This is a genomic window from Candidatus Endomicrobium procryptotermitis (genome assembly GCA_031279415.1).
Taxonomy (GTDB): Bacteria; Elusimicrobiota; Endomicrobiia; order Endomicrobiales; family Endomicrobiaceae; genus Endomicrobium_B; species Endomicrobium_B procryptotermitis.
In genome coordinates this window covers 196,778-221,392 of record JAITIP010000018.1, presented here as the reverse complement: position 1 = coordinate 221,392, position 24,615 = coordinate 196,778, and the positions used below count along the sequence as shown (strand labels likewise).

The 24,615-nt window shown below is 37.4% G+C and carries 28 protein-coding genes and 2 tRNA genes; all 30 read right to left on the bottom strand.

Translation table 11 applies throughout. The features are described 5' to 3' along the window. Window positions 1-109: 109 nt before the first annotated feature. Window positions 110-685: a hypothetical protein gene (locus LBD46_03915; protein MDR2426309.1), complete on the bottom strand. Its 576-nt coding sequence runs from the start codon at window positions 683-685 to the stop codon at window positions 110-112. A gap of 8 nt (window positions 686-693) precedes the next feature. Further along, window positions 694-1,626, bottom strand: a complete 933-nt coding sequence (gene secF, locus LBD46_03910) for a protein translocase subunit SecF (protein MDR2426308.1) — start codon at window positions 1,624-1,626, stop codon at window positions 694-696. A 14-nt stretch (window positions 1,627-1,640) separates the two neighbouring features. Continuing rightward, complete coding sequence (gene secD, locus LBD46_03905) at window positions 1,641-3,068, bottom strand: protein translocase subunit SecD (protein ID MDR2426307.1); 1,428 nt, start codon at window positions 3,066-3,068, stop codon at window positions 1,641-1,643. Then, window positions 3,068-3,754 carry an HD domain-containing protein gene (locus LBD46_03900; protein ID MDR2426306.1) on the bottom strand — a complete coding sequence of 229 codons (687 nt, stop codon included), beginning with the start codon at window positions 3,752-3,754 and terminating at the stop codon, window positions 3,068-3,070. The genes secD and LBD46_03900 overlap by 1 nt, the downstream gene beginning before the upstream one ends. Beyond that, window positions 3,755-4,144 carry a preprotein translocase subunit YajC gene (gene yajC, locus LBD46_03895; GenBank protein MDR2426305.1) on the bottom strand — a complete coding sequence of 130 codons (390 nt, stop codon included), beginning with the start codon at window positions 4,142-4,144 and terminating at the stop codon, window positions 3,755-3,757. Window positions 4,145-4,156: 12 nt separating this feature from the next. Continuing rightward, window positions 4,157-5,290 (bottom strand): tRNA guanosine(34) transglycosylase Tgt, encoded by a 1,134-nt coding sequence (gene tgt / locus LBD46_03890; GenBank protein MDR2426304.1) that lies wholly within the window; start codon window positions 5,288-5,290, stop codon window positions 4,157-4,159. Beyond that, window positions 5,290-5,955, bottom strand: a complete 666-nt coding sequence (locus LBD46_03885) for an HD domain-containing protein (protein MDR2426303.1) — start codon at window positions 5,953-5,955, stop codon at window positions 5,290-5,292. Before LBD46_03885 ends, tgt begins: the two co-directional genes overlap by 1 nt. Window positions 5,956-6,042: 87 nt before the next feature. Then, on the bottom strand, window positions 6,043-7,116 hold the full coding sequence (gene queA, locus LBD46_03880; protein ID MDR2426302.1) for a tRNA preQ1(34) S-adenosylmethionine ribosyltransferase-isomerase QueA: 1,074 nt from the start codon (window positions 7,114-7,116) through the stop codon (window positions 6,043-6,045). Then, window positions 7,113-8,240: a SpoIID/LytB domain-containing protein gene (locus tag LBD46_03875; protein ID MDR2426301.1), complete on the bottom strand. Its 1,128-nt coding sequence runs from the start codon at window positions 8,238-8,240 to the stop codon at window positions 7,113-7,115. Before LBD46_03875 ends, queA begins: the two co-directional genes overlap by 4 nt. Window positions 8,241-8,432: 192 nt before the next feature. Continuing rightward, on the bottom strand, window positions 8,433-8,966 hold the full coding sequence (locus LBD46_03870; protein MDR2426300.1) for an epoxyqueuosine reductase QueH: 534 nt from the start codon (window positions 8,964-8,966) through the stop codon (window positions 8,433-8,435). Next, window positions 8,963-9,985 (bottom strand): Holliday junction branch migration DNA helicase RuvB, encoded by a 1,023-nt coding sequence (ruvB, locus tag LBD46_03865; protein ID MDR2426299.1) that lies wholly within the window; start codon window positions 9,983-9,985, stop codon window positions 8,963-8,965. Before ruvB ends, LBD46_03870 begins: the two co-directional genes overlap by 4 nt. Before the next feature lie 3 nt (window positions 9,986-9,988). Continuing rightward, window positions 9,989-10,609, bottom strand: a complete 621-nt coding sequence (locus tag LBD46_03860) for a Holliday junction branch migration protein RuvA (GenBank protein ID MDR2426298.1) — start codon at window positions 10,607-10,609, stop codon at window positions 9,989-9,991. Beyond that, entirely contained in the window at window positions 10,606-11,088 is a 483-nt protein-coding gene (ruvC, locus tag LBD46_03855; protein ID MDR2426297.1) for a crossover junction endodeoxyribonuclease RuvC, read from the bottom strand. Before ruvC ends, LBD46_03860 begins: the two co-directional genes overlap by 4 nt. A 25-nt stretch (window positions 11,089-11,113) precedes the next feature. Continuing rightward, a complete protein-coding gene (locus LBD46_03850) occupies window positions 11,114-11,869 on the bottom strand; it encodes a YebC/PmpR family DNA-binding transcriptional regulator (GenBank protein MDR2426296.1) in 756 nt (251 codons plus the stop codon). 29 nt (window positions 11,870-11,898) lie between these two features. Further along, window positions 11,899-12,816 carry a toxin-antitoxin system YwqK family antitoxin gene (locus LBD46_03845; protein ID MDR2426295.1) on the bottom strand — a complete coding sequence of 306 codons (918 nt, stop codon included), beginning with the start codon at window positions 12,814-12,816 and terminating at the stop codon, window positions 11,899-11,901. Then, the gene (gene atpC / locus LBD46_03840) at window positions 12,813-13,229 is read right to left on the bottom strand and encodes an ATP synthase F1 subunit epsilon (protein MDR2426294.1); all 417 of its coding nucleotides are present in this window, start codon (window positions 13,227-13,229) and stop codon (window positions 12,813-12,815) included. Before atpC ends, LBD46_03845 begins: the two co-directional genes overlap by 4 nt. 64 nt (window positions 13,230-13,293) lie before the next feature. Then, window positions 13,294-14,703 carry a F0F1 ATP synthase subunit beta gene (gene atpD, locus LBD46_03835; protein MDR2426293.1) on the bottom strand — a complete coding sequence of 470 codons (1,410 nt, stop codon included), beginning with the start codon at window positions 14,701-14,703 and terminating at the stop codon, window positions 13,294-13,296. Between the two features lies 1 nt (window position 14,704). Further along, window positions 14,705-15,553, bottom strand: a complete 849-nt coding sequence (gene atpG, locus LBD46_03830) for an ATP synthase F1 subunit gamma (GenBank protein MDR2426292.1) — start codon at window positions 15,551-15,553, stop codon at window positions 14,705-14,707. Continuing rightward, the gene (gene atpA, locus LBD46_03825; GenBank protein MDR2426291.1) at window positions 15,528-17,069 is read right to left on the bottom strand and encodes a F0F1 ATP synthase subunit alpha; all 1,542 of its coding nucleotides are present in this window, start codon (window positions 17,067-17,069) and stop codon (window positions 15,528-15,530) included. The genes atpG and atpA overlap by 26 nt, the downstream gene beginning before the upstream one ends. After that, a complete protein-coding gene (locus tag LBD46_03820; protein ID MDR2426290.1) occupies window positions 17,066-17,422 on the bottom strand; it encodes a hypothetical protein in 357 nt (118 codons plus the stop codon). Before LBD46_03820 ends, atpA begins: the two co-directional genes overlap by 4 nt. Further along, window positions 17,403-17,924, bottom strand: a complete 522-nt coding sequence (locus LBD46_03815) for an ATP synthase F0 subunit B (protein ID MDR2426289.1) — start codon at window positions 17,922-17,924, stop codon at window positions 17,403-17,405. The genes LBD46_03820 and LBD46_03815 overlap by 20 nt, the downstream gene beginning before the upstream one ends. 12 nt (window positions 17,925-17,936) lie before the next feature. Then, window positions 17,937-18,146 (bottom strand): ATP synthase F0 subunit C, encoded by a 210-nt coding sequence (gene atpE, locus LBD46_03810; protein MDR2426288.1) that lies wholly within the window; start codon window positions 18,144-18,146, stop codon window positions 17,937-17,939. 25 nt (window positions 18,147-18,171) lie between these two features. Further along, complete coding sequence (locus tag LBD46_03805; protein ID MDR2426287.1) at window positions 18,172-18,897, bottom strand: F0F1 ATP synthase subunit A; 726 nt, start codon at window positions 18,895-18,897, stop codon at window positions 18,172-18,174. Next, window positions 18,894-21,134: an O-antigen ligase family protein gene (locus tag LBD46_03800; protein ID MDR2426286.1), complete on the bottom strand. Its 2,241-nt coding sequence runs from the start codon at window positions 21,132-21,134 to the stop codon at window positions 18,894-18,896. The genes LBD46_03805 and LBD46_03800 overlap by 4 nt, the downstream gene beginning before the upstream one ends. A 249-nt stretch (window positions 21,135-21,383) precedes the next feature. Beyond that, a tRNA-Thr gene (locus tag LBD46_03795) sits at window positions 21,384-21,456 on the bottom strand. A 117-nt stretch (window positions 21,457-21,573) separates the two neighbouring features. After that, window positions 21,574-21,646, bottom strand: a tRNA-Phe gene (locus LBD46_03790). A 15-nt stretch (window positions 21,647-21,661) separates the two neighbouring features. Continuing rightward, window positions 21,662-21,949 carry a YtxH domain-containing protein gene (locus LBD46_03785; GenBank protein ID MDR2426285.1) on the bottom strand — a complete coding sequence of 96 codons (288 nt, stop codon included), beginning with the start codon at window positions 21,947-21,949 and terminating at the stop codon, window positions 21,662-21,664. After that, window positions 21,942-22,238: a hypothetical protein gene (locus LBD46_03780; GenBank protein MDR2426284.1), complete on the bottom strand. Its 297-nt coding sequence runs from the start codon at window positions 22,236-22,238 to the stop codon at window positions 21,942-21,944. The genes LBD46_03785 and LBD46_03780 overlap by 8 nt, the downstream gene beginning before the upstream one ends. A gap of 143 nt (window positions 22,239-22,381) precedes the next feature. After that, a complete protein-coding gene (gene gltA, locus LBD46_03775; protein ID MDR2426283.1) occupies window positions 22,382-23,776 on the bottom strand; it encodes an NADPH-dependent glutamate synthase in 1,395 nt (464 codons plus the stop codon). After that, window positions 23,761-24,606: a sulfide/dihydroorotate dehydrogenase-like FAD/NAD-binding protein gene (locus LBD46_03770; protein MDR2426282.1), complete on the bottom strand. Its 846-nt coding sequence runs from the start codon at window positions 24,604-24,606 to the stop codon at window positions 23,761-23,763. Before LBD46_03770 ends, gltA begins: the two co-directional genes overlap by 16 nt. Window positions 24,607-24,615 lie beyond the last annotated feature (9 nt).

Below are 24,615 nucleotides of genomic sequence, written 5' to 3'. Positions count from 1 at the left end.
GGAATTCAATTTTTTATGCACTACACAATACCTGCATACCACAAGTTAGAAAAATCTTTTAGCAGTTCCGCTATATCAACAAAGTCGCAGAATAGCAGTCGACGTTGACCTACTTCTGTCTTTTTTTCTTACTAGATGGAATCCAATAAAACAGTCCACAAATCGAATATTGCGGAAACAATTTCCCATCTTTAACAGATATGTCTATTTTGTCTATCGGAACAACTTTTGCAGCTTTTTCATATAAATCCGAAGGCAAGTCTATGCTTCTTGAAATATCGTAATTGTCATCTTCCGCTTCATTGGCAACAAGCCTTTGCGTAAAATTTTTTGCTTGTTCAAGAGCGTCAACTGCCACTGCGGAAAGTATAGTATTGGAATGTTCTCCAAAAATGTTTTCATTTTTTTTGAGATATTCTTCAATCTTATCACCTATTGTAATAAAAAAAACGCTCCGTGCAACCCACTTTGAAGGAGCGTCTTTTTCATAAACAAAAGAAATGTCGTCTTTGGAAAAAGTATCGTAAAGTACCGAAGGCATTATAAAATCGGAATAAAAACGACATGCTTTTTGTGTGGTTTCTTCGATTTCAATCGTCATTTCCGCCGTATTCGTAAGCTTTTTTACAACGCGTATAATTTCGCGAACTCGTAAATTAACTCTGAAATTACGTATCTTTTTCATTGCCGCTCTTATTTACCGCGTACCAAACCCTGCTGCCTTGCGGCTTTTAAACGGTTACGTCTTCCGATTTCCCATTCATACACAAGCGGTGCGCAAAGGAAAATCGTAGAATACGTTCCCGCTGTTGTACCGATAACCATTATATAAGAAAATGTGTGAATAACTTCTCCACCTAAGAAAAATAAACAAGCCGAAACTATAAAAACCGTTATCGTAGTAACAACCGTTCTTAAAAGAACGGCGTTAATACTTTTATTTATCATAACAGCAAGATCTTCTTTTATGGATAGACGCATATTTTCTCTCATTCTGTCAAACAAAACTATCGTATCGTTAATCGAATAGCCGGCAATGGTAAGCAGAGCAGCGATAACTGTAATATCAATTTCTTTGTTTACAAGAATGACCATACCTAAAGAAATTATTACGTCATGAATAATGCCTATAACGCCTGCAACTCCCCATAAAGTAGATTTAAATCTAAACGCAACATAAATAATTATACCTATAAATGCAAAAAAGAAAGCATATAAAGCTTGTTTAGAAAGATATTCTCCTACAGAAGGACCTACATATTCGACTTTATCTATGCTAATGGCATTATCTGGAAATTTTTCCGCCAGAGCGGTTTTTACTTTATTTTCAAACTCTTCCTGTGAACCTACTTCGCGCTTCGCTCTTATCAAAATCAATTTTTCCGAAGTTTGAAGCTCAAAAGAATTAAGCCCACTGTTTTCCAAAGCACTTCTTACATCCTGCAAACTGACGTTTTTCTCAAAAGAGATTTGCATAAGCATACCGCCGGTAAAATCAATACCGTAATTTGGACCGCCTCTAAAAATGTACGCTCCTACGCTTATTGCTATAAAAATTAATGAGAAAATAAACGCTAAACGCCTTTTTCCTATAAAATCTATGTTGATGGAATTAATAAATTTCACTTTATGCCCCCAGACTATATTTTGAATTTTAATAACAAATTTTCTTTAAACAAAAACTCATATATCAGTTTTGTTACGGCTATAGCAGTAAACATGCTGATACAAAGACCTATCCAAAGAGTTACGGCAAAACCTTTTATAGTTCCAGTACCGAACTGGAATAAGAAAACGGCTGCTATCAAAGTAGTTATATTCGCATCAAAAATCGTCCAGAATACTTTTTGATAACCCGCGTCTACGGCAACCCTTGCCGTTTTTCCAGCCATAAGTTCTTCCCTTATTCTTTCTAATATAAGCACGTTAGCGTCAACCGCCATGGCAAGAGTCAAAGCTATTCCTGCAACACCTGGAAGAGTTAATGTGAATTGGAAATATGCCATAAAAGCCATAAGTATTACCAAATTAATGACCAATGCAAAATTTGCAATTAGTCCGGATAAACGATAATAAACAAACATAAATATAAGAACGAGTATAACTCCCGCAAAAGCCGAGCCAAAACCTTTTCTAATTGAATCATCGCCGAGAGAAGGACCTACTGTTCTTTCTTCAATTACGTTTACTGGAGCGGGAAGCGCACCCGCTCTTAATACGGTGGCCAAAAGTCTTGCGTCTTCAGCGTTAAAATTTCCTTCAATAATCGCCTTTCCGTCAGGTATTCTGGAACGAATAACGGGAGCCGACTGAACTACATCATCGAGTACAATCGCAAGATTTCTTTCTATATTTCTTTCGGTTATATCGGCAAAAGCTCTTCCGCCTTCTTTATTGAATTCTATTGAAACTATAGGCTGGCCGAACTGTCCGCCGAATTCAACTTTTGCATTCGTAAGAGAAGCACCTGTAAGCACGGCTTTGTCAAGCACGTAATATCCAGCATCTTCTTTACTTGCATAAACATTAGCGCCTTCTGGCATAACTTCCGTTATTTCGGGATAAGCTGAAGGATTTTCTCTGTATTCTTCTGGGGAAATTCCTTTATCTCTGAGCAAATCAAGCACCTGAGTGGCTTCTTTGCTCTTATTTACTATTCTAAACTCAAGCAAAGCCGTTTTTCCTATAAGCTCTTTTGCAGATTTGGGATCTTTTATTCCGGGGAGTTGGATAACAATCCATTTATCTCCCTGCTTTGCAATCATGGGTTCTGCAACGCCGAATTGATCAACTCTGTTTCTAATAATCTCTGTAGCTCTGTCTACCGCATCTTTTATCTTGACATTTTCATCTAACTTAGAAGAGTCCACTTCCAAAAGAAGATGTGTTCCCCCTTTCAAATCCAAACCGAGTTTAACAACCTTTCCCAAAATAGGACTTTTCTCCCTCTCAGCTTTTGCTCTTGCGTCTTCCGACATTCTTGACCATTGAAACGAAGGCCACAGCGACCAAATCGAAAAAACCATCAATACAATCGTACTCCATAACTTCCAATTAATTTTGCCCATTAGAGTAATTTCCTTTCATTTATAATTAACTCAAAATTACAATCCAAAAAATTTGCTGCCCTTCTGCACATAATCATTCTTGGCATAAAAATCTCAAAATATTCCATCACATGCGACTTTTGCGTGTCAATAGTAAGCTGAAGCGAAATTATTTTTTTGTTTTTTAAAACTTTAAGAAACGATATTTCCACCGCTAAATTTACTCTGTCATGTATATCTGAAAGGGCAAACTCAGGATTTCTCACTCTGGTTTTGTGAACATCCGACTTATCCGCCAAAATAAGAGCTGCGGCAATCGGGTTTACGGGATCTCCTATTTCTTCTTCATGATTTCCTATAGCTGAAATGACAAGAGCAATTTCATCGGGAGTAAATCCCATATCTTTCAAAATCCTCATAGTGATAAGAGCCGCAGACTGACCGTGATCCTGCCTATTAACCACATTTCCTATGTCATGGAGATAAGCCGCAATTCCGGCAAGCTCTTGAAACCGTTTGGGATAATCAAGCCCTGATAAAATATTTGCAGCTACCGAAGCGACAAGACTTACATGCCTGATTCCATGTTCAGTATACCCTATTGTTCCAAGATATTCGTTTGCCGCTTGTATCAACTTAATGACTATTGGATTATTTTTTACATCTTCTATAGTTATATTTGAATATTTATAACTTTTTCCATTCATTTATTTTACTATTTCTGGCACTTTGGCGGCAGTTTCATCATCTTTCATGATAACGGCAGAAATAGAAGGTTTTGAAACTTGTATGTTCACACCGTCGGCAATTTTTATTTCAACTATATTTTCTTTCACGCTGACAACCTTTGCGTATATTCCGCCAGCCGTGATTACGCTGTCATCTTTTTTTAAAGCATTCAAAAGAGCCTGGTGTTCTTTAGTTTTTTTCTGCTGTGGTCTTAAAAGAAAAAGATAGAAAAATATAAATATAAGAATCAGTGGCATAATTCCACCGCCAAATAAACTTCTGCCAGAAGCCTCCTGAGCGTATGCGTCTGAAGGGATAACTACGACGGAAACTAAAAGAAATGCAACCAAAGCTGATAAATTCTTCATTTTTTCTCCAATTTAGCAAGATTTTGAGTAGTATCTCTCAAAAAACTCTTTTTTTGCTTCAAGAAATGTATCACTTTCCAATGATTTTCTTATTTTTGTCATTAAGTTTATCATAAAATAAATATTATGTAAAGATAAAAGACTTAGATATAAACTTTCCTGAGCTCTTACCAAATGATTTAAATAAGCTTTTGTATAACTTTTGCATGTCGGACAATTACATTGCGGATCCAAAGGCGTAAAATCTTCTTTAAATTCGGCATTTCTTATATTGAGTTTGCCTAAAGACGTAAACACCTGCCCGTTTCTGCCGTTTCTAGTAGGAATTACACAGTCAAACATATCAATGCCGCGTTCAACGCATTCCCATAAATCTTCGGGCATTCCTACTCCCATAAGATATCTTACTCTGTTTTCAGGCAGCAAAGGCAGAGTATTTTCCAAAACAGAATGCATATTCTCTTTAGATTCTCCTACAGACAAACCGCCTACGGCATAACCCGTAAAACCGGTTTTCACCATTTCTTCGGCGCTACGCTTCCTTAAATCATTATAGACAGAACCTTGAATTATTCCGAAAAGAGCCTGTTTTTCAAAAGCATCGTCTTTATAAAATTCATTTTTGCATCTTTTTGCCCATCTCAAACTCAATTCCATAGAATTTTTGGCGTATTCATAATCCGCAGGATAATGAGTGCATTCATCAAAACACATAATGATGTCAGCGCCTATTTTTTTTTGTATCTGCATCGATTTTTCTGGAGAAAAAAAATGAGTTGAGCCGTCTATGTGAGATTGAAATTCCGCCCCGTTTTCTGACAGTTTTCTTATTTCATTAAGACTAAAAATCTGGAATCCTCCGGAATCAGTAAGCATAGGACGGTTCCATGAATTAAATTTTTGCACTCCGCCTGCTTTTTCTATAATATCCGTTCCCGGCCGAAGATATAAATGATATGAATTCGCCAGAATTATCTGTGCACCGGAGCCAATAAGAAATTCCGAAGCCACGCCTTTTACAGTAGCCTGAGTGCCAACAGGCATAAAAACGGGAGTATCGATAATGCCTCTTGCAGTATAAACTCTTCCGAGACGCGCTTTACATTGCGAAGATTTTTTTATCAGTAGGTAAGAGCCGCATTCCATTATAAAAATTTATCCTTGTTTATGTAGAGTTCGAAAACACAATTTAAAACGCGGCTTGCTTTTTTGCAGTAATTTGTTCTGGCTAAAAATATTTCAAAATAGTCCATCACGGAACATATTGACGTGTCGATGGTAAGCCATAAAGCTATAGCCGCTTTTTCTTTGCATACAGCAACATCGACTTTCTGACAGGCCGCAATAACTTTTGAATGTTTGTCCAGTTGATACATATCTTCGATTCTGAGTCTTTCATGATGAACATCAGTCTTATCTCCCAACACCAAAGCCGCCGCAACGGCGGAAGCAGGATCGATATTTTTGTCTTCATGACAGCCTATGGCGCTTGCAATGGTAAAAGCGTCTTCATCATAATAATCCGCATCTAAAACGTTCAAAAACATGACGGCGCCGCTCTGATCGTGGTCATGCTTTGAAATCATATTTCCCATGTCATGCAAATATGCAGCGATTTTGGCAAGTTCCTGCTCTCTTTCACTGTAGTCGAGATATTTAAGAATCTGTCCGGCAATTTCCGCCGCAAAAATGGAATGCCTTAAACCGTGTTCTTTATATCCCATCTGGGCAAAAGCATAATCAGTAAATTCAAGATACGTGCGGATTTCTTTATTGTTTTTAATAAATTCGTAAGTTAATTTTTTTTCCATAGATTTTTATATTATATAAAATATATACTTAAGAGCGGTAAATCTCGGAATTTTCTCGACATAACAGCTTTTACAATAATCTGTCTTTCAAATTATAATCATCGAATCACCGTAAGAAAAGAATCTGTATTTTTCTTTTACAGCCTCTTTATATGCCTTCAGCATGGTTTTTCTTGAACAAAAGGCACTTGCCATCATTAAAGGCGTTGATTTCGGGAGATGAAAATTTGTTATAAGTGCGTTTATTATTCTAAATCTGTATCCCGGATAAATAAAAATTGAAGTCTCACCAAAAAACTCTTTTACATATGTTTTTCCATTTTCGGTAAAGCCGGTTTCTTTTGCCAGTGATTCCAAAGCTCTGGCCGAAGTAGTTCCTACCGACGCGACTTTTTTATTATTTTTGATTGACTCGTTTATTATTGCTGTATTTTCGGTATCAATATAATATTTTTCCGACATCATTTTATGATCGTTTAAATCGGAGCTGACAACAGGTTTAAACGTGCCCCATCCGACATGCAAAGTCAGCCTTGCGATATTTACACCTTTATTTTGCAGCTTTTGTAAAACCTCTTTTGTAAAATGAAGTCCTGCCGTAGGGGCAGCGATAGCGCCAGGCTCTACAGCATAAACGGTTTGGTACCTTTCTTTGTCAATATCAGAAAATTCATCTGCTAAACCGTTTTTTCTGTTTATGTAAGGAGGAAGCGGCATTATGCCGTATTTTTGCAGAAAATCAAATACGTGCGGTCTATTAAATTCAACTATGCTTTCGCCCTGTTCCATTCTGGATTTGACAATACATTCAAAGCCATCTTCAAAATATACTTTCTTTCCCGTTTCAAGAAAGGGTTTTGTCAAAACTTTGTATTCCATTGCGGATTGGCACGGTTCCAAAAAAAGAATCTCCGTTTTTCCACCGCTCGATTTTTTGCCAAAAAGTCTTGAAGGAACCACTTTTGTGGTATTTATTACTATACAATCCCCTCTGCCTAAATAGCAGGTTATATCCAAAAATTTTTTATGTTCAAACTTATCGCTGTTTTTATGGATTACGAATAAGCGCGAATCAGAGCGGTTTTGTACAGGTTTTTGAGCTATCAGTTCAGGTGGAATTTTATAATCATAATTGTCAAGAAATTTATCTTTGCAGTTCATTGCTGATACGTTACCTTCTCAACTTTCGTCTTCGGATAGTAATGCTCAAGTATTTGTTTATACTTTTTCCCTTCGTCCGCCATCGCTTTAGCACCCCACTGACACAATCCGACTTTATGTCCCCATCCTCTACCTTTAAAAGTAATTTTGTCCCCGTCTTTTTTTATATCGTCAAACGTAGTGCTTTTTATCTTCCATGCGTCTACCGCAAGGCGGAACTTATATGCGTTCATGTCAAACATTCCTTTGGAATGCCTGATGGTAACTTCCATAGCCGATCCCGCAGGGGTTACGTCTTTAACTTCAATCGATTTAATTTTTCCCACTCCGTATTTTGACAACTTTTGTATTATAAAGTTTTCGCTTAAAGTCGTTTCCCAATGAGTATGAGGAGCATTGCCGCAGTACCCACATTTTACACCTTTTAAATATTCTACAGTAGCGTTAGTCCAGCCCCAAACGTATTTCGGATCTTCGGTATGCCCGCCGCAGTTGGCGTGAAAAACCGCCTGTGCCAGCTTTGCATCATATGTGAGAACTTCGCTTTTTGTTTCGGCAATGGCAATATTGCAGCTTAACGACTCCCATGCTGCTCCGCCGTAAACCTGACAATGAGTAGTATCACACATGTCAAAGCCCATACTGTCATGCCTTCCCATATTGGCAAGAGTGTACGTTCTGCTGGCTACAGCCTGTGTTTTCAAAGCTTCCGTTCCCCATCCGGGATTTGCCTCCTTAGGCAAAACGCCTTTTAGATAATCTTCAACCGTTAAAACATTTATGACAACCGCACGAGAATTGAATTTTATAACCGTTAAAAATCCTCTGTAGGGTTTTTTATCGGCAAATATTATACCGTTTGTACTTTCTATCTTAATAGGTGGTTTTAATATGAAGTTTCTCATTTTAAAACCTTTTTCAACAGCCGTAAGTGTCGTCATGCCTTTTGAAAGCTTATATTTTTTATCATCTGCATCGCTGACAAAAAAAATGTCAGTCGCGGCAGCACTGAAAGAATCGGCATTTGTAATAATGCCGACCTTTATGTTTTTTTTTGCCGTATAAGCTAAACTTATTTGTACGGAAAAAAATAAAATCAGCAATGTAAGCAAAAAACTTCTCAAGAAAAACTCCTAATTAAAGCTTATACTTTATGGAAATGGTAAATTTTTGTATTTTATATCTACGATATCGCTTCTTACATTTTAATATTTATTTAGCGCATCTTAAAAGATTTGTCAAACAGTTAAAAGATGATATTAAAATATCCGTAATATCCACAAAAAACTCAGCTTCTAAAAACGAAGTAAATCTTGCTAAGCTTCATTGACCGCAAATCTTTCATTGTACGATTTAGCACATCCACAATATCTTTGAATATAATAGCCTTCTTTTCTCAGCAAGTTTTTTCCCTCATAAAATGCCGGCCTGAAATCAACATATAAAAAATTAACCCCACTTTTTTTGGCTTTTTCTTCTCCTATCCGTGCTATTAAGTCATGCTTTTGGTAAGGGCTGGACAAAAGCGACGTCGTAAAAAACTCAAAATTATTTTTTTTTGCAGCCTGCGCGGCTTTTTCCAGTCTTATATTATAACAAAAAACGCAGTTTTCGCCGCCTTTGGAAAGCCGGCTGCCATAATCGTAAACAAAATTTTCCTCTTCATAAAATTTTACATCAATCGCACGGGCATATTTCTGCGATGCATCTTTTCTTTTATAATACTCTTCCTTATTGTAAATATTGGGATTATACCAGTAAAAAGATATTTCAAAATCCTCTCTCAGCATTTTTACTGCTGAAGCCGAGCACGGAGCGCAGCATATATGCAGTAAAAGTTTGTGTTTCATATAAGCTCTTTCTGAAAATTTCTCGGAGGTTCAGCGCCGATATGTCTGTATCCTGCTTCAGTTACGACTCTGCCGCGCGAAGTTCTCGCTATAAATCCCAATTGTATCAAATAAGGTTCATAGACATCTGTAATAGTGTCAGACTCTTCGGATATTGCGACGGCTAATGTGTCAACACCTACGGGACCGCCGCTAAATTTATTAATCATCGTGATCAAAAGCAGCCTGTCCATTTTATCAAGTCCCGCATTGTCAACTTCCAAAGAGTCAAGAGCTTTCTGTGCTATTGGACGTGTAATTTTTCCTCCGTTTATTTCGGCAAAATCCCTCACTCTTTTTAAAAGCCTATTAACTATTCTTGGCGTACCCCGAGAACGTTTTGCAATTTCCTCTGCCGCATCTTCGTCAATTTCGACATTCATTATAAACGCAGAACGTTTTACGATATGTATGAGATCTTTTACCGCGTAAAAATCCAAATGTCCGATAATGCCGAATCTGTCTCTTAAAGGGCTTGAAAGAAGACCTGCACGCGTCGTAGCACCCACCAAAGTAAAGCGCGGTACGGGAAGTTTTATGGTTTTTGCCGACGGTCCCTGTCCGATAATTATATCAAGCTCAAAATCTTCCATTACGGGATAAAGCGATTCTTCGACAAGATGATTCATCCTGTGTATCTCATCAATAAAAAACACATCGCCTTCGGAAAGATTTGTCAAAATAGCCGCCAAATCACCAACCCTTTCAAGCACCGGACCTGAAGTTATTCTTAAATTCCCGCCCATTTCTTTTGCGATAATATGAGAAAGAGTTGTTTTTCCAAGTCCAGGAGGAGCATAAAAAAGGCAGTGATCCAAAGCTTCCTGCCTTTTTTTTGCGGCTTCTATAAAAACTTTAAGATTGTCTTTAAGTTTATCCTGCCCAATGAAATCGTCCAGAGACTGCGGCCTTAAAGTATTTTCTATCTTTTCTTCTTCCGTTAATTTTGAACTCTCCAGTATTCTTTCAATTTTTTCCATATTTTATCCTATCTGTTGCAAAGACTTTTTTATCAGTTCTTCAAGCGTAATTTTTTCATTTTCAGAGTATGATTTATTTACCGCATTTCTTGCCTGAGATTCTTTATATCCCAAAGCTATAAGCCCTGCAATGGCTTCCGAAACCAAATCACTTTTCGTGGTATACGCTGCAGCCTGCCACTTTTCTTTTCCCGAAACATTAACCGAAGAAATCTTATCTTTCAGTGCAGTAACCAGCTTATCGGCGGTTTTTTTTGTGAAACCGAAAATATCGTGAAGCATCGCGGCATTTTTTGACATAACGGCGGTTTTAAAATCGGTGGCCGATTTTGAAATTTTATCCAAATATTCCATAGCTTTTTTTGCTCCTGTTCCTGGAACTTCCTCTTTTATCATCATGTACATATCCCTTTCTTCCTGAGATAAAAAACCATAAAGGCATATTACTCCGCCGTATATTCCAGAAACCGCTTCGACAATATATATTTCTACTTTATTTCCCACATCGGGAAGTTTTTCAAAAGAAGAAACCGAAACGTAGATTTTATATCCTATCCCATTTACATCCACGATTACGGCATCAAGCGTTTTATAATCTAATATTCCATTTATATGATCTATCATTCCAATGTCCTTACCGTATTTATGTGACATACAGCTATTGCCAGAGCATCCGCAGCATCATCCGGTTTTGGTATCTCTTTAAGCCTCAGCAGAGTTTTAACCATATGCTGCATTTGACTTTTATCCGCAGAGCCGTACCCGGTTAGAGCCATTTTTACATGTCTCGGATTATATTCAAATAATTTTATTTTATTTAAAGACACGGTCAGAACTATAGCTCCGCGCGACTGTCCGACCGCAGCTACAGATTTGGCTTCTTTTAAAAAAAACAATTCTTCTATGGCGGCCACTTCAGGCTTATACGTATTTATAAGCATTTGCAGCTCAATATTTATATTTTGCAGTCTTTCAGACAGAGTTTCGGACGGTTTAGTACGTATGCAGCCATATTGTAAAGGTATAATTTTATCGCGGGACAACGCTGAGATAACTCCCCATCCCGTAAGCGAAAGACCAGGATCGATTCCTAAAACTATCATGTGGAGTCTCCCGTTTTCTTATTGTTCAAGCTCCGAATGGTTCCATATCTTCTTTCGATATATCAAAGTTTGCATAAACATTTTTCACGTCGTCATGTTCTTCGAGAGAATCCATCAGCTTTAACATGCTCTTGGCTTCATCTCCGGTAAGTTTTATGTATGTCTGAGGAATCATGGTTATTTCAGCAGAAGCGACATTGATATTTTTTTGCGACAGCACATTTTTAACTTTATCTAAATCTTCAGGTGTCGTGGTTATTTCGTAAACATCTCCATCGGCATCATTTTCAAAATCTTCAATGCCGGCATCAAGAGCTATCGTCATAAGAGTGTCTTCATCTACGGCAGTTTTTTCGACGGCTATAAATCCTTTTCTGCCAAACATCCAGCCTACGCATCCGGTTTCGCCGAGATTTCCAGAATGGCTTGAAAATATTCTTCTTATCTCCGAAGCAGTTCTGTTCTTATTATCCGTCGTAACTTCTACAATCAAAGCTACTCCTGCGGGACCGTATCCTTCATATACTATTTCTTCATAAACGGCTCCCGGTATTTCTCCGTTTCCCCTTTGTATCGCTTTTTTAATGTTATCCTGAGGCATATTCACTTCTTTGGCGTCCTCTACAGCTTTTCTCAAACGTGCATTATTTTCAATAAGAGGTCCGCCTTCTTTGGCGGCAACGACAATTTCCCTTATTATCTTTGTAAACGCCTTTCCCTTTTTAGCATCGGTAATAGCTTTTTTGTGCTTAATGCTTGCCCATTTATTATGCCCTGACATTGTTATGCTCCTGTATTAAAAATTTATTATTAATAATCAAATGTAAAAATCAGTTTGCCCTGCGAGCTGTAAGCTTTTCTTTTAATCTTTTTGCCGTTTTTATAAATGTCTATATATATAGGATGATCAGAATTATTATTACTGAAAATTTTTGTTTCTCCTTCTTGTATATTGTTTACATAATTGGCAATCATCTGTATGCTGCCGTCTTCATAATACTTTTTAGATTGGCCTTCGAGTTTGTTCATTGTATAATTATATTCAGCCAGCAGTATACCCGAAGGGTCAAACTCTCTTTGGTATCCTTCTTTTTTATTATTCATATACTCAATCTCGATTTTTACCTTACTGTTCACAAAAAATTCTTTATACGTACCATTTAATTCTCCATCCTGATACTCGGCTCTTGACAATATCGTACCGGTATCCGAATATTTACGCAAAGCACCATTTAAAAGTCCGTTTATATAGACGAAATCTTCCTTTATTTTACCGTTGGGATAATATTCTTTTACAGGACCGTTTAATTCTCCCGATTTATAATTTTTTACAGAAGATACAATACCGTCAGGGAAATACTCTTTCACGACTCCTTCCAATCTGCCCGCATTATAATTTAATTCGGCGGCAATATTCCCTTCGTCATAATATTGAACTATAAGCCCGTCAGGGATTCGTCCCTCGATAATACGATTTCCCTTTTCATCTATCAATTCCTCAGCAAAAGTTACCGAGCCGTCCTCTGAAATATATTTATATCCTTTAGAAGTCCCATCATCATACCTGCCAAGCTCAACTTTTTTAGCGCTTATAACAGGGGTTTCCGATGCTATCTGATCATCCGGCTCCAGCTTGCCGAATCCGCTTTGATCGACGGATACACATGAAGATAAAAGAATGCAAATCGAGCATATAATTAAGGAAACAAAAGGATGATATTTTTTCATATTTTTTTCTTTCTAATCCCCACATTAGATTTTAATTCATAAACCGCTTTTTTAAGCTGTGTTTCAACCACCGCCAAATCAACGGTGTTTTGTTTTCTGTTTTTCATATCTTTGGCAAGTTTCATAGCCCGTTCTATCTCATACCTGTTTTCATCGTCTGACGGAACGGCAAAATCCGTAACTATGTTAACGCTGTTTGCAAATATCTCGACAAATCCATCAGTAACAGTTATTCTTTTTTCTCCGCTGTTATAAGTTATTATAATTTCACCTTCCTTAAGTTTTGTCACAAGATTCGTATGGCCGGGCAAAACCGTTATTATTCCGGAAGAAGTCGGCAGGGAAACCGATAAAACCTCATCTTTAAAAGCGATCCCCTGTGGAGACAATATTTCAAGTTCAAATTTTTTCATTTGTCTTTCTCATTTTTTATTTTCTTATAAAAAAGTCCGTTTTTACAAACTTGCCGGACTTAAATTATTTTTCTCCTGCTTTTTTTATGGCTTCTTCTATGGTGCCTACCATATAGAACGACTGTTCCGGCAGAGCATCATATTTTCCTTCAATAATTTCTTTAAATCCTCTCACCGTCTCTTCAGCTTTAACATATCTTCCTTCAAGACCCGTAAATGTTTCAGCAACAAACATAGGCTGCGTTAAAAATCTCTGAACCTTTCTTGCTCTTGAAACCGTCAATTTGTCTTCATCCGAAAGCTCGTCCATGCCCAATATAGCGATAATATCCTGCAAATCTTTGTATTTTTGTAAAATCTTTTTTACCGACATTGTGACATTGTAATGATCTTCTCCGACAATATTCGGATCAAGAAGTCTTGAAGACGAGGTCAAGGGATTAACCGCCGGATAAAGTCCTTGTTCCATAATTGCCCTATCGAGCGCTATAGTAGCGTCCAAATGTGCAAAAATCGCCACGGGAGCAGGATCGGTATAATCATCGGCGGGAACGTAAACCGCTTGAACCGAGGTAACCGAACCTTTGTTCGTCGAAGCTATTCTTTCCTGCAAATCTCCCATATCCTGAGCCAAGTTCGGTTGGTACCCAACGGCCGAAGGCATTCTTCCAAGTAAAGCCGAAACTTCGCTGCCAGCCTGTGCAAATCTGAATATATTATCAATAAAAAGAAGAACGTCTTCGCCTTTTTCATCCCTAAAATATTCCGACATCGTAAGAGCGGTCAAAGCCACTCTCATTCTGTTGCCGGGCGGCTCGTTCATCTGTCCGAAAACCAAAACGGTTTTATCCATAACTTTGGATTCGACCATCTCCATCCATAAATCTGTGCCCTCTCTTGTTCTCTCGCCTACTCCTGCAAAAACAGAATGTCCTTTGTGCACCGTGGCGATATTTCTTATAAGTTCTTTGACAATAACAGTTTTTCCTACGCCAGCACCGCCAAAAATTCCTATTTTTCCGCCTTTTGTAAACGGCGATATTAAATCTATGACTTTTATTCCAGTTTCAAGCATTTCAGGAGTCGTTTTCTGATCTACAAAATCCGGAGCTTTTTTGTGAATCGGACATCTTTCAACCGACTCGTCCATTTTTCCGAGAGCATCTATAGGCTGCCCTAAAACATTGAAAATTCTGCCTAAAGTTTTTTCTCCTACAGGAACGCGTATCGGTGCAAAAGTTCTCAGGGCTTTCATTCCTCTTTTCATGCCGTCGGTAGACCCCATGGCTATGGTTCTCACTTCGGAATTGTCCATTTCAAACATCGTTTCCAAAACCAAATCTCTGCCGTCGGACATTTTCATTGTCAAAGCTTCAAAAATTTCTGGCACGCCGCCGCTAAACTTAAAATCGACGACCGCACCCTGAACTCTGATAACCGTACCTTGCGCATTTTCTTTTTCGTTATTTTCCATTTTACATTCCCTGTTGTCCGTTCGCAAGATCCAAAATTTCGTTGGTAATTTTTTCCTGCCTGGACTTGTTATATATATTGGTTAATGACACGGCTATTTCATTTGCATTTTCTTTGGCATTTTTCATTGCCGTCATTCTTGCCGCCTGCTCAGAAGCATAGGCATTGACAAGAGCGCTGTAAAATTCAACTTCAAAATAATGAGGAATCAAATCTTTTAACACCTGCGCCGCATTAGGTTCAAAAATATAGTCGATTCCAGTATCGACAAAATTTTTATCCGGTTTTACGGGAAGTATTTCTTCGCTGACTGGTTCCTGCAAGAGCATATTTTTAAACTGCGTGTAAATTACACTTACCGTTCCGACTTCTCCGGACATATAAAATTTTTCGGCCATATCTATCATCGGATATACGCCAGAATATTCCAAAAATGAAGTACTCATATTAAAAGAAGCCAAAACATTAAAATTATATTTGACCGCATTGTTTACCGCTTTTTTCCCGATAGCTACGATATAGTCGTCTTTTGATGCATAAGAAGCGAGCTTTTTGAACAGATTTACAATAAGCCCGCCGGCCAGCCCTTTATCTGGAGAAATAACGTAAATAAGTTTTTTTTGAGCCATCTTTTCTTTGGCAAGAAGTTCTATGCTTTCGTGTAAATCTTTATCCGTAAGCACTTTTTGAACCATATACATTATTTTTTTTGCATAAGGATTGTGTTTTTCAACTGCCGCCCGTGCCTTGCGTATTTTTGACGCAGCTATCATTTCCATAGCTTTTGTAATCTGCGCTATGCTTTGAGAAGTTTTTATTCTCTTTTTAAGCTGTTGTAAGTTCTGTGCCATAATTGCTTTTCTTTTTAAATTCTTCTATATTGTTTTTTAGTTCTTCCCTGAGTTCATCTTCAAGTTTTGCACCGGTTGAAAGCTTCTTAAGCGTCTCGGGATAATTTTTCTTTACATATTCAATCATAGCGTCTTCGACTTCTCTTATCTTATCAACGTCAATATCGTCAAGCAAGCCCGACGTTACAGCAAAAATCGAAAGAATTTCGGAGATTTCGTCATATGGACTGTACTGCGGCTGTTTTAAAATTTCGGTTATTCTTTTGCCTCTTTCAAGCCTTTTTAAAGTATCTTCGTCCAAATCGCTTCCGAACTGCGTAAACGACTGCAATTCTCTGAACTGCGAAAGTTCAAGTCTTACCGGTCCGGCAAGCTGTTTCATTGATTTTGTCTGTGCAGCTCCGCCCACACGCGAAACTGACAAGCCGACATTAATGGCCGGACGTATTCCCGCGTTAAACAAATCGGCTTCAAGATATATCTGTCCATCAGTGATTGAAATAACGTTTGTAGGAATATACGCCGACATGTCATTTCCCTGCGTTTCAATTATCGGAAGAGCCGTGAGCGTACCGCCTCCTCTTACATCAGAGATTCTGGAAGCTCTTTCCAAAAGCCTTGAATGCAGGTAAAAAATATCGCCCGGATAAGCTTCACGTCCCGCAGGTCTTTTTATCAGCAGCGAAATTTGTCTGTACGCCCATGCATGTTTTGTCAAATCGTCGTAAACTACCAAAACGTCTTCACCTTTATCCATAAAATACTCGCCTATCGCACATGCTGCCAGTGGAGCTATGTATTGCATTGAAGCGGCATCTGAAGCAGTAGCCGCAACCACTATGCTGTAATCCATCGCACCTTCTTCTTTTAATCTTGCAGTTATCGAAGCAAGATTAGACTTTTTTTGACCGATGGAACAATATATGCATATGACTCTTTTTAAACCCATATCAAGCTTTTTTTGATTTATAATTGCATCAACGGCTAAAGCCGTTTTGCCCGTTCCTCGGTCGCCGATAATAAGCTCTCTCTGGCCTCTTCCTATGGGCGTCATCGAATCGATAGCTTTAACTCCGGTTTTTAAAGGTCTATCTACGGAAGCTCTTTCAATAATTCCGGGCGCTATTTTTTCTATCGGATATTTTACGGAATTGTCATGTTTAATTTCTACGCCGTCTATAGACTGCCCCACGGCATTGACAACTCTGCCAATAAGCTTTTCTGACACATTTATACTTAAAATACTGCCGGTAGCTTTAACTCTCATTCCACGCACAATATGTCCGGAATTCGTAAGCATGACTATTGAAACGTAATCTTCGTCAATATTTAAAACAAACCCGAGAGACCCATCATCAAACGAAACTTCTTCGTAATAGCCGACATTAGAAAGTCCCGATGCTTTAACGATTTCGTCTCCTACGGTTTCGACTATACCGAAATTAACCAACTCCGGATTTACGTCCACAGAATATAATTGTTTTTCTATTTTTTGTATTATTTCTTCTGGTTTCATAAGCTCTCTCTTATGCTACTTAGTATTCTTTTTGTTATTCCTGAAATGCTGTAATCCAGAACAAAGCCGCTGTATTCAAGTTTAAGCCCTGCTCCTAAATTTTCATCGTCGCGTTTGAATTCAATTTCTTTATCCGGAAAAAGCAATATTATCCTCTTTTTATCTTCTTCATTAATGCTTCCGGCGTAAAAGGCTGTGACTTTTCTGTCTTTTAGTTCCTGCACCAATAAACGCATAAAAACCTTTAAATCATTTCTTGAAAAGTTATTTAATATCCACTGTGCATCTTTATCTGATACGTAACCATAAACGGCTATGGAATGTGCAAATTCTCTAATTTGATTTCTTTTCATATCCGACCTTCTCTATTTTATCAAGCGCCCTTGCCAAAATCTTATTTTTTTCTTCATCGGTAAATAAACTTGAAAAAACATGCATCATAACTTTTCCAGAAATATCGACGGAAATTTTACCTATTTGCCTATTCATATTTTCAAATTCCATAGCGGCCTTTTGCTTTGCGTCTTCCAAAATCTGTTCGGAACGGTTTTTCGCTTCTTGAGTCAATTTTATCTTTATCTCTTCTAAAGAAGCTTTGGTTAAAGCCGTTAATTCATCGGCGCCGCTTTTGGCAGAGGCAAGAATTTTTTTTCTTTCCTCTCCGGCATTTTCCAAAGCTATTTTCGCGTCGGCGGCATCTTGGAGACCTTTTTCAATTCTGTTTTTTCTTTCATTAAGCATCTTCCGTAGCGGCTTATATAAAATTATTTTTAATATAAAAACCACTACAAGAAAATTTATGAGCTGGGCAATAAAAACTTTTCCTTCCAAACCTAATGTGCTTAGAATTTCCATTTTTTTCTCTTTTTACTTCATGATAAACGCACATAAAAGTGAATAGATAGCGATAGCTTCTGCAAAAGCCATGCCGAGCAGCATATTTGTCATTATTTTGCCTGACGCTTCGGGATTGCGTCCTATAGCTTCAACCGCTTTTGCTCCGATAAAACCAATGCCTAATGCCGGTCCTAAACCTCCGATTGCAACAATAACTCCGCCTGCAAGTGTAAAAGTCATTTTTCTACATCTCCTTTCCTAAAATTTAGTGTGCTTTATCTGTAAACATACTCATAAATGACATTGTAAGTATGGCAAAAACCATAGCCTGTATAACTGCAATTAGAACTTCCAGCATAATAAAAGGAACCGGAAGTCCTATAGGAAACATCGAATACATTGTGCTTATAACCACTTCTCCCGAATAAATATTTCCGAAAAGACGGAAAGAAAAAGAGATAAGCTTTGTTATCTCGTTCATAAACTCCAAGATTCCCACAAAAAGCATTATAGGAAACATAGTAAACGAAAGAAATCTTCCTATATAAGCTTTTATTCCCGTGTACTTTACGCTGAAATAATGTGTCATTACTACGGAAATTACGGCTAAAGCAAGGGTAAGATTCAAATCACTCGTAGCGCCTCTAAGCAAAGGAACTCCGTGATGTCCGTCCGAAGCGTTTAAAAATCTTACAGTTTCAAATCCCGGAAAAAGCGCGGTTAAATTTGAAACCACTATAAACAAAAATATCGACAACACCCACGGATGAATATAAGACGCTCTGCTTCCGGCATTACCTGAAGTCATATCATAAAAATATTCAGATACGGCTTCAAAGGCATTTTGAATTTTGCCGGGATTTACTGACATAAATTTTCTTATCGAAAGAACTAACGCAATAAGAACAATATCCGTAATTACAGTGGAAATAACAGTATTGGTAACGGGAAAACCTGCTATTGTAAATAATATATCCGGACTTATGCTCATTTTATTCTCTTAATCAATCCTAACGGCTCTAAATATTTAATTGCGTCCTCGTCATTAGGAAATTTTCTAAAAACTTCAAGCCACACCTGCGTTATTTTTTCATTATTGCCGGCGTATACATTAGTGAGATTTTTAAGTGCATTTATATTATCTGGATTTAACTCCAAAGCTTTAATATAGGCATCATGTGCTTCTTGAAACTTACTGTTTGCCAAGTATAAATGCCCGAGATGAACATATGTTTCCGAATATTCGAGAGAACGTCTCTTTTCCCAATTTTCCACCCAGAAATCATGAGGATGTCGGCTTAAATTAGCCGGATATTCCAAATGATCTTTTAACGTTTTTTCCACCATCTGTAAATTTCCAACAGCTGAATAAATTGATGCAAGCTGATAATATGTCAAAGGGAAAATAGGATCTATCATCATGTATTCATTATAGTATTTTACTGCTAAATCATAATTTTCTTTTATCGGTATCTCCATTTCTTTAGCTTTTTCATGATTATTTTGTTGTACATATTTATTTTTCAAAGATAAAGCGTCGTTAAAATTTTTATGATACATCAAACCCGCCAAATATTTAGACTGCACATAATTAGGCGCAAGTTTCCATAATTCTTTGAATGACTTTTCAGCCAATATCGGATCTCCCGCTTTCCATCTGTCCAGATGAACATTGCCCTGAAAATATCTTGACATCGGAAAAGATGGGTTGGCTTTGTTGACATCATCGTACGTTTTTAGCGCCATATCCCAATTGGATATTTTTGATAATTGAATAGCTCTGGAATGGAGATAGTCGGCTTTAAAATAGCCCGCAAAATATTTTATAGATATCACCGCCAAAATAATTACAATCACTTGCACAATTAATTTTATCGGCAACGGAATTATATTTTTAGAATCTTCGGCAATGATTTTATCATTAGAAGAATTAACGCATATTGAAAGTGTAATCCCTATCAGCAGCCACAACATTATACCTGAAGAAACAAATCTAAGTGAAACGCAAACCATATCATGCACAAGCTGCGCCGCAAAAGCTGCCAACACTCCCAACTGTATATAAGGCATGGGGCTGTCCCTGCTGCCTTTTCCGGAATGAAAAAATTCAATATTTTTATATCCCGCCATAAAAACAAAACATATTAAAAAGAGAAAAAGCACAAAACCGACTATTCCCTCATCAAACCATACCTCAAGATATTCATTCTCGGGGTGATCGCTTTCTGTGTTATGCTTGGCTTCAATAAAAAATATTTGCGGCCTTCTCCATGCCGGATATGTAACGTAAAAAGAGCCTATCCCCGTACCAAAAATAGGATTTGTATTTATCATCTCCCAAGCAGAAAGCCAGGTAAACAGCCTAAATGATGCGCTGTCAGTTCTTTTTTTCGTCTGCGCAAATATTGCGAAAAAAGCTATCAAAAATATTGCCATTATAGTTATACCGCCAAAAATCAGCATTTTTTTTGTAAGTCTTTCTCTGAAAATAGTAAACAAATATACAAGAACAAAAACAAAAGACCCTGCTGAAAATCCCAGCCACGTGCCTTTTGAGACCGTAAATATCGCGCATATTAATATTAATATCCACAAAAACATTAGATAAAAATTTCTTTTATATAAATACAAACCCAGTACAATAGGATTCATAACTACAAGAAAATCGCCGAAAAAATTTGGATTTCCGAAAGTCGAGAATATTTTGTGACCGAATGCCTGTCTCCACAGAAAAGGATCCAATCCGGAATCTGGAGGCGGTGGGAATAAATAATAGTCGAGCAATTGTATCACGCCATATATACATGCTATATAAGCAGCTGCAATAAGCCAATTCAATATGCGTGAAATTTTCTTTTCGTCGTTAAATTCTGTTATTAATATTAACGCAAAAAAGCAATAAATGAATCTTTTTACAACTTCATTTAAACTTGTATAAGGAAACGGAGAGTGCGCAAATGAAATAATACCGGAGACAAGAAAAGCTAAAACAGGTAGGATAAAAACAAAATTTTTCTTAAAGAAACCAAATTTACCCTTCTCAATTCTTGCAATAATCCAAACGGCAATTAAAAAGAGACCTCCGAGATGAAGAAGTGTTATTTTTATCTGCGCCGAATCATATGTTTTTAAATAAAAACCTACGGCTATCAAAAAATATAAAACTGGAATCCCATACAATATGATTTTTGTTAGGCTTTTCTGAACAAATGAAGAATATGCGTACATTAACTCTACCTTTGGTCATATACAATATTCCAATATTTATATATATCAGAAACTATATGATAAAATACGAAATTAATTTAAAATAATAAGTTAAATTATACTTATTCGACAAGCTTTAGTCAAATTATTCATTTGTGTTCATTTTATAAGTTATTTCTGCTTTTATAATTTAAAATTTAAATTTTTTACCTCAATTATAAAATATAAGCTAATAAAAAAAGCCGGCTTAAAAACCGACTTACATCTTTTAGCCGATGAGAGGACTTGAACCTCCGACCTATTGTTTACGAAACAATTGCTCTACCAACTGAGCTACATCGGCACAAAATAACATTGAAATTATACTTTTTAAGAATCTTCCAGTCAAATAAAAAAATATCATTCTTAAAAAAAGCCTTGTTTAGAAAAAACTAAACAAGACTTTATGTCTTCATAAATATGCCGAGGGGCAGAATCGAACTGCCGACACACGGTTTTTCAGACCGTTGCTCTACCGACTGAGCTACCTCGGCGCATTGCAAAAAATCTTAATCTTCTTTTTTGTATTTTTCAAAAGCTTTTTTGCCTGCCTCAAAAGCTTCGCTTATTTTATCTTTTCCAGTCATAACTTTTTCACGACCCTCATTGTAAAGTTTACGTCCAGTTTCTTTCATATCTTCACTTAAATCGCTTACCGTATCCGCAATATCTTCGCCGACTCTCCTCAAATTATATCTCGTTTCTCTTCCGGATCTGGGCGCATATAAAATACCGATAGCCACACCTATTATTCCACCGAGTATAAAAGCCGCTAAACTATCTTTTTTGTCACACATTTTTTTCCTCCTTATTTCCGTTTTTTCTTTTTTTAAAAGCCGAAAAAATATAGCAAACAGCTGTGCCGGCCGAAATAAGAGGCGCCGACACTTTTTCCGTGAAAGTAAAAACCTTTCCAGAAACTTTATTGAGTATATCGAGCTCGTAATTCACTTTTGAAAAAGCTTCTTCAACTTCTTTTGCGGTTTTTTTCAATTGTATAAGAAGAAATATCAAATAGACCGAAATGGAAACCATTGATACTGCCGCCAAAACTAAACATATAATCAACCATATGTTAATGTTCATAGAGAAGCATTTTAACAAAAACTTTATTATATGTCAAACATTACGTCAAGGTCAAAATAGATATGCTTTTTTTAAATATAATAAAGGAAAGAAATACAATGAGTATAAAGCGGTGAGAAAGAAGGAAGAGTTAGATATAAAAATTAATTGTTAGTCGGGTGTAAATTTTTTAAATATTCGTTTATTCTTTTTGCGGCCTGTTTGCCCATTCCCATAGCCTGAATGACAGTATCACCTCCGACTATATCTCCTCCAGCAAAAACACCCGGTATTGAAGTCATATAATTATCGTCTATTATTAGATAACCGTGAGAGTCTGTATTTAATCCTTCCGTCAAAGAAGGGAGCACGGGGTTAGGGTTTAAACCTAAAGCTAAAATCGCCATATCGGCTTCAATGCCAAAATTTGAACCTTCGACTTTTTTAGGACGTCTTCTTCCTGATTCGTCAGGTTCACCAAGTTCCATTTTTATACATTCAACCGCTTTTACAAAACCTTTTTCATCTCCGATAAATTTAACGGGATTTGTCAAAGTTATAAACTCGATTCCTTCCTCCTGCGCATGCAGCCTTTCTTCTTTTCTGGCGGGCATTTCGTTTTCGGTTCTTCTATAAACAAGTTTAACGCTTGAAGCACCGAGCCTTAACGCCGTTCTTGCGGAATCCATCGCCGTATTTCCGCCGCCTATGATTACTATGTTTTTTCCTTTATAGACCGGTGTATCATAATTCGGAAAATCAAACGCACGCATAAGGTTTACGCGCACCAAAAACTCATTTGCAGAATATATATGATTTAAATTTTCGCCTTCAATTCCCAAAAACACGGGAAGACCCGCACCCGTACCGATAAAAATCGATTTGAAATCTTCTTCAAATAATTCTTTCACGGTTTTTGTCCGTCCCACTAAAGTATTTAAAATGAATTCTATTCCCATACTCTTTAAATTGCCTATTTCGATTTCCAAAACATCTAAGGGAAGTCTGAATTCCGGAATGCCATAACGCAGCACACCGCCTATATCATGCAGTGATTCAAAAACGGTAACTTCATAACCCATATTTGCCAAATCACCTGCGGCGGTAAGACCAGCAGGTCCAGAACCTATTATGGCAATTTTTATGCCGTTTTTGTTTATATCTGAGGGTGAAGTTTTTTTCTGCGCGTTAGCCGCAGCCCAATCGGCTGAATATCTTTCAAGATTTCCTATGCCGACGCTTTCGCCTTTTCTTGAAAGAATACAATACTTTTCACATTGGCTTTCCTGAGGACAGACGCGCCCGCATACGGCGGGAAGATTATTTTTTTGTTTTATGATTTTTATAGCTTGGGCGGGATTATCATCTGACAGTTCTTTTATGAATTTAGGAATATTGATTTCAACGGGGCAACCTTCAACACAAAATGGTTTTTTACATTGAAGACATCTTTTGGCTTCTTCAAGCATTTGTTTGCGGGTATAACCGATGTTTACCTGCAGAAAGTCTTTGTTTCTTTCGTTAGGAAGCCTTTCGGGCATTTTCATTCTCTGCCGCATTTACACTCCGAATTATTTTTATAATTATCTAAAGACACTTTTTCCAAATCTCTAAAAAGAGAAAGCCGTGAAATCAGTTCTGTCCAATTTACTTTATGAGCATCAAATTCAGGTCCTTCGACACATGCAAATTTCGTTTTCCCATCAACCGTAACTCTGCATGCTCCGCACATTCCCGTACCGTCAACCATAATAGGATTAAGAGAAACCAAGGTCTTGATATTTTTTTCCTTAGTGAGATTTGCGACGGCCATCATCATCGGCACCGGACCTATGGCATAAACTATATTTACGCTTTCTTTATCAATAATATTTTTTAAAATGTCTGTGACAAACCCTTTGGTTCCGTAAGAGCCGTCATCTGTAGCAAAAAGAAGTTCATCGCAGATTTCTCTCAATTCTTTTTCGAGAATTATCAAATCTTTATTTCTTGCACCCACAACCGCTGTCACTTTATTTCCCGCATTTCTCAAAGATTTTATTACCGGCAGAACTTCTGCCGTGCCCACGCCTCCAGCAACAGCAACAACGTTTCCATAATTTTCGATTTCCGTAGGCTGTCCCAAAGGACCGACAAAATCTTTTATATAGCCGCCTTCTTTAAGAGTTCCAAGTTCGTAAGTGGTTTTTCCAGTTTCCTGAAAAATAATACGCACAAGCCCCTTTTGTGCATCTGTATCGGCAATGGTTAGAGGAATTCTTTCCCCTTTATCGTTTATTCTCAATATGACAAACTGTCCGGCTTTTGCATTTCTCGCCGTATCTGCAGCTTCAATAAAAAAGCTTTTTACGTTTTGCCCGAGTTCCTCTTTTAAAATGATTTTAAACATTGTTCCTCT

Excerpts from the sequence above, each read along its gene's own strand:
- atpD (MDR2426293.1), bottom strand. The coding sequence starts at position 14,703 with ATGGAAAATAACGAAAAAGAAAATGCGCAAGGTACGGTTATCAGAGTT.
- LBD46_03815 (MDR2426289.1), bottom strand. The coding sequence starts at position 17,924 with ATGGAAATTCTAAGCACATTAGGTTTGGAAGGAAAAGTTTTTATTGCC.
- queA (MDR2426302.1), bottom strand. The coding sequence starts at position 7,116 with ATGAACTGCAAAGATAAATTTCTTGACAATTATGATTATAAAATTCCA.
- LBD46_03870 (MDR2426300.1), bottom strand. The coding sequence starts at position 8,966 with ATGAAACACAAACTTTTACTGCATATATGCTGCGCTCCGTGCTCGGCT.
- LBD46_03780 (MDR2426284.1), bottom strand. The coding sequence starts at position 22,238 with ATGAACATTAACATATGGTTGATTATATGTTTAGTTTTGGCGGCAGTA.
- gltA (MDR2426283.1), bottom strand. The coding sequence starts at position 23,776 with ATGCGGCAGAGAATGAAAATGCCCGAAAGGCTTCCTAACGAAAGAAAC.
- atpC (MDR2426294.1), bottom strand. The coding sequence starts at position 13,229 with ATGAAAAAATTTGAACTTGAAATATTGTCTCCACAGGGGATCGCTTTT.
- LBD46_03770 (MDR2426282.1), bottom strand. The coding sequence starts at position 24,606 with ATGTTTAAAATCATTTTAAAAGAGGAACTCGGGCAAAACGTAAAAAGC.
- LBD46_03900 (MDR2426306.1), bottom strand. The coding sequence starts at position 3,754 with ATGAATGGAAAAAGTTATAAATATTCAAATATAACTATAGAAGATGTA.
- LBD46_03800 (MDR2426286.1), bottom strand. The coding sequence starts at position 21,134 with ATGTACGCATATTCTTCATTTGTTCAGAAAAGCCTAACAAAAATCATA.
- atpE (MDR2426288.1), bottom strand. The coding sequence starts at position 18,146 with ATGACTTTTACACTTGCAGGCGGAGTTATTGTTGCAATCGGAGGTTTA.
- ruvB (MDR2426299.1), bottom strand. The coding sequence starts at position 9,985 with ATGGAAAAAATTGAAAGAATACTGGAGAGTTCAAAATTAACGGAAGAA.
- LBD46_03850 (MDR2426296.1), bottom strand. The coding sequence starts at position 11,869 with ATGTCAGGGCATAATAAATGGGCAAGCATTAAGCACAAAAAAGCTATT.
- LBD46_03885 (MDR2426303.1), bottom strand. The coding sequence starts at position 5,955 with ATGGAAAAAAAATTAACTTACGAATTTATTAAAAACAATAAAGAAATC.
- LBD46_03820 (MDR2426290.1), bottom strand. The coding sequence starts at position 17,422 with ATGAAAAGAAATCAAATTAGAGAATTTGCACATTCCATAGCCGTTTAT.
- tgt (MDR2426304.1), bottom strand. The coding sequence starts at position 5,290 with ATGGAATGCGGCTCTTACCTACTGATAAAAAAATCTTCGCAATGTAAA.
- LBD46_03845 (MDR2426295.1), bottom strand. The coding sequence starts at position 12,816 with ATGAAAAAATATCATCCTTTTGTTTCCTTAATTATATGCTCGATTTGC.
- secD (MDR2426307.1), bottom strand. The coding sequence starts at position 3,068 with ATGGGCAAAATTAATTGGAAGTTATGGAGTACGATTGTATTGATGGTT.
- ruvC (MDR2426297.1), bottom strand. The coding sequence starts at position 11,088 with ATGATAGTTTTAGGAATCGATCCTGGTCTTTCGCTTACGGGATGGGGA.
- LBD46_03915 (MDR2426309.1), bottom strand. The coding sequence starts at position 685 with ATGAAAAAGATACGTAATTTCAGAGTTAATTTACGAGTTCGCGAAATT.
- atpG (MDR2426292.1), bottom strand. The coding sequence starts at position 15,553 with ATGGCACAGAACTTACAACAGCTTAAAAAGAGAATAAAAACTTCTCAA.
- LBD46_03785 (MDR2426285.1), bottom strand. The coding sequence starts at position 21,949 with ATGTGTGACAAAAAAGATAGTTTAGCGGCTTTTATACTCGGTGGAATA.
- LBD46_03805 (MDR2426287.1), bottom strand. The coding sequence starts at position 18,897 with ATGAGCATAAGTCCGGATATATTATTTACAATAGCAGGTTTTCCCGTT.
- yajC (MDR2426305.1), bottom strand. The coding sequence starts at position 4,144 with ATGAAGAATTTATCAGCTTTGGTTGCATTTCTTTTAGTTTCCGTCGTA.
- LBD46_03860 (MDR2426298.1), bottom strand. The coding sequence starts at position 10,609 with ATGATAGATCATATAAATGGAATATTAGATTATAAAACGCTTGATGCC.
- atpA (MDR2426291.1), bottom strand. The coding sequence starts at position 17,069 with ATGAAACCAGAAGAAATAATACAAAAAATAGAAAAACAATTATATTCT.